The following is a 3,908-nucleotide window of genomic DNA, read 5'->3' as shown; positions in this document are numbered from 1 at the left end:
GATGCCGAGGGGACGCCGCCGATCGGTGGTCCGATCGCGGGCCAGCGGGCCTATGTGCTTGATGGCGGGCTGCGTCCGGTTCCGGTGGGTGTGGCGGGAGAGCTCTATCTCTCCGGGGGCGGTCTCGCGCGCGGCTACGTCAATCGGCGGGGCCTGACGGCCGAGCGTTTCGTCGCTGACCCGTTCGGTCCGGCGGGTGCCCGGATGTATCGCACGGGTGACCTGGTGCGGTGGCGGGCGGACGGTCAGCTCGATTATCTGGGCCGTACGGATGATCAGGTGAAGGTGCGGGGTTTCCGTATCGAGCTGGGTGAGATCGACGCGGTGCTCGGTGAGCATCCGGCCGTTCGCCGTGCGGTGGTGCTGGCCCGTGAGGACCGTTCGGGCGAGGCGATGCTGGTGGCCTACGTGATGTTGGACGACGGTGCTGAGGTGACGTCGGCGGAGTTGCGGGCGTATGTCGGCGGGCGTCTGCCGGAGTACATGGTTCCGGCCGCCGTCGTGGTGCTCGACGCGTTCCCCTTCAACTCCAACGGCAAGCTGGACCGGGCCGCCCTGCCGGTGCCGGTGCTGGAGGGCGCCGGATCGGGACGGGCTGCGCGGGGGCCGGTGGAAGAGGCCCTGTGTGGGCTGTTCGCGGAGGTGCTGGGGGTCTCCTCGGTCGGTGTCGAGGACAACTTCTTCGACCTGGGCGGTCACTCGCTGCTGGCGACGCAGTTGATCAGCCGGATCCGCTCCGTGCTCGGCGCGGAGATCGGGATCCGGGCGCTGTTCGAGGCGCCGACCGTCGAAGCCCTGGCCGAACGTCTCGCGCCGAGCGCGGACGGCGGACCTTCCCAGCCCGCCCGCCCCTCCCTGGCAGCGGTGGAGCGGACCGACCCGGTCCCCCTGTCCTTCGCCCAGCGCCGCCTGTGGTTCCTGCACCGGCTCGAAGGAGCCGGCGCGACGTACAACGTCGCCTTCGTCCTGCGCCTTGAGGGCGAGCTCGACCGGGACGCCCTGCGGGGGGCCCTGGGTGATGTGGTGGCGCGGCACGAGAGCCTGCGCACGGTGTTCCCCGAGATCGACGGGATGCCGCACCAGCACATCCTCGACCCGGACGAAGCCGCGATCGGCTTCGAAATCGTCGAGGCCGACGCCGAGGGGCTCGACGCCGCCCTCGCGGCGGCCGCCGGCCGCGGATTCGACCTGGAGCGGGAGATCCCGGTACGGGCCCACGTCTTCGGACTCGGCCCGGAGGAGCACGTCCTGCTTCTCGCCCTGCACCACATAGCCAGCGACGGCTGGTCCATGGGACCCCTGACGCGCGACCTCGCCCGGGCGTACGGAGCGCGCCGCGGCGGCACGGCCCCGGAATGGGAACCGCTGGCGGTGCAGTACGCCGACTACACGCTGTGGCAGCAGCGGCTCCTGGGTGCTTCCACGGACCCGGAGAGCGTGCTGACCCAGCAGGTCGACTTCTGGAAGGAGACCCTGGCGGACCTGCCGGAACAGCTCGTGCTGCCGACGGACCGGCCGAGGCCCCCCGTCGACTCCCACCGTGGCGACGTGCTTCCGCTCGCCCTCTCCGCCGAACTGCACGGCCGACTCGACGAACTCGCCCGCTCCAGCGGTGTGAGCCTGTTCATGGTGCTCCACGCCTCGCTCTGCGCCCTGCTCACCCGGCTCGGCGCCGGCACGGACATCCCCCTGGGCACGCCGGTGGCCGGGCGCACCGATCAGGCCCTGGACGACCTCGTCGGGTTCTTCGTCAACACGCTGGTGCTGCGGACCGACACCTCCGGCGACCCCACCTTCCGCGAGCTGCTCGCCCGCGTACGGGACACGGACCTCGCCGCGTACGCCCACCAGGACCTGCCCTTCGAGCACCTCGTCGAGATCCTCAACCCGCAGCGCACGGTCTCCCACCACCCCCTCTTCCAGGTGCTTCTGGTCCTGCAGAACACCCCGCACGCCCGCTTCGACCTGCCGGGGCTGCGGATCAGTTCGAGGCAGCACGTCGAAGGCGTGTCCCGCTTCGACCTCTCTGTCAGCCTCGCGGAGCGCCACGGTCCCGACGGGGCGCCGAGCGGACTGGAGGGAGTGGTGGAGTACGCGACCGACCTCTTCGACCGGTCCTCGGTCGAGTCGCTGGCGGCCCGCTGGCTCAGGCTCCTGGAGCAGCTCCTGGCCGACCCGGACCGGCGGATCGGCGCCGCCGAGATCATGGGGTCCGTCGAGCGTCGGGCACTGCTCGAAGAGATCAACGACGGTGGCCCCGAAGCGCCGTGGACCTCGATGGCCGCGGCCATCGAGGGACAGGCCGCGCGGCACCCGGACGCCATAGCCGTCGTCGATGACTCGGCGTCCCTCACCTACCGGGAACTCAACGCCCGGGCGAACCGCCTGGCCCACCTGCTGATCGCCCGGGGAGCGCGGCCCGACTCGGTCGTGGCGATGGCACTGCCCCGGTCCACGGACGCGGTCGTGACCCTGCTGGCCCTCCTGAAGTGCGGCGCGGCCTATCTCCCGATCGGAGCCGACCAGCCGGCCGAGCGCGTCGCGTTCATGCTGGGGGACGCCCGGCCGGCCCTGGCCGTCACGGTCCCGGAGCTGGCGCACACGCTGGGGGACACGGCCGGGCTGATCACACTGGGCACCCCCGGGACCGAGGCGGCGCTGGCCGCGTCCCCGGACGGCGACCCCACCGACGCGGACCGAGGCTCGGCCCTGCTGCCGGACCACGGCCTCTTCCTGATCTACACCTCGGGCACGACGGGTGTCCCCAAGGGCGTCCTGATGCGCGTCGGCGCGGTCGCCGGAATGCTGGACTGGCACGCCCGGGTCGTGGGCGGCGGCGTCGGACGGCGCGTCGCCCAGTTCACCGCGCTGACCTTCGACGTGTCCGTGCAGGAGATCTACTCGTCCATGCTCGCGGGCAAGGAGCTGTGGCTGCCGTCCGAGGACGTGCGCCGCAGCGGTGAACTGCTGGCCCGTTGGCTGGACGAGAACTCCGTCGAGGAGCTGTACGCGCCGACCCTGGTCGTCGAGGCCGTCTGCGAGGCGGCTCACGAGAACGGCCTCGCCCTGGACTCGCTGAAGCTGATCTCCCAGGCGGGCGAGGCCCTGGCACTGAGCCGGAACATCCGGCGGTTCTTCGCCGAACGGCCGAGGGTGGAGCTGCACAACCTGTACGGCCCGACCGAGACGTGGACCGTGTCGGCGCACCTGCTGCCGGCCGACGTCGACGCCTGGTCGGCGCCCGTGCCGATCGGTGTCCCCATCCCCGGCACGCGCGTCTACGTCCTGGACGAGGGACTGCGGCCCGTGCCCGCGGGGGTGGCCGGCGAGCTGTACGTCACCGGAACCGGGATGACACGCGGCTACGTGAACCGCCCCGGCCTGACCGCCGAACGGTACGTCGCCGACCCGTACGGTCCCGCCGGGGCGCGGATGTACCGGACCGGCGACCTGGTGCGCTGGCGCGGTGACGGCACGCTCGACTACCTCGGCCGGATCGACCACCAGGTCAAGATCCGCGGCTTCCGGATCGAGCTGGGAGAGATCGAAGCCGTGCTGATCGGCTGCCCGGGCGTGGACCAGGCAGTGGTCGTCGTCGACGAGGACAACGGCCCGACGCGGCTCATCGCGTACGTCTCCTCCCGGGCGGACGCGCGGGTCGAGCGGTCGGCCGTACGGGACTGGCTGCGAGCGCACCTGCCCGACTACATGGTGCCGTCCGCGATCGTCGTGCTGGAGGCGCTGCCCCTCACGGTGAACAACAAGGTGGACCGGCGCGCTCTGCCCGTACCGGACGAGGTGACGTCGGGCCCCCGCCGGGCGCGCGGTCCGCGGGAGGAGATCCTGTGCGAGCTGTTCGCGGAGGTGCTGGGGGTCTCCTCGGTCGGTGTGGATGACGATTTCTTCGA

1 protein-coding gene is annotated in these 3,908 nt (G+C 71.8%); it reads left to right on the top strand.

What is annotated here, in order from left to right:
* The coding region (locus ACZ6J5_RS36060) for an amino acid adenylation domain-containing protein (RefSeq protein WP_469398172.1) at positions 1 to 3,908 on the top strand (3,908 nt) is incomplete at both ends.

The organism is Streptomyces sp. NPDC042100 (assembly GCF_055582325.1).
Note: the sequence above shows the minus strand (reverse complement) of the source record. Positions and strands in the feature narration are given on the sequence as shown.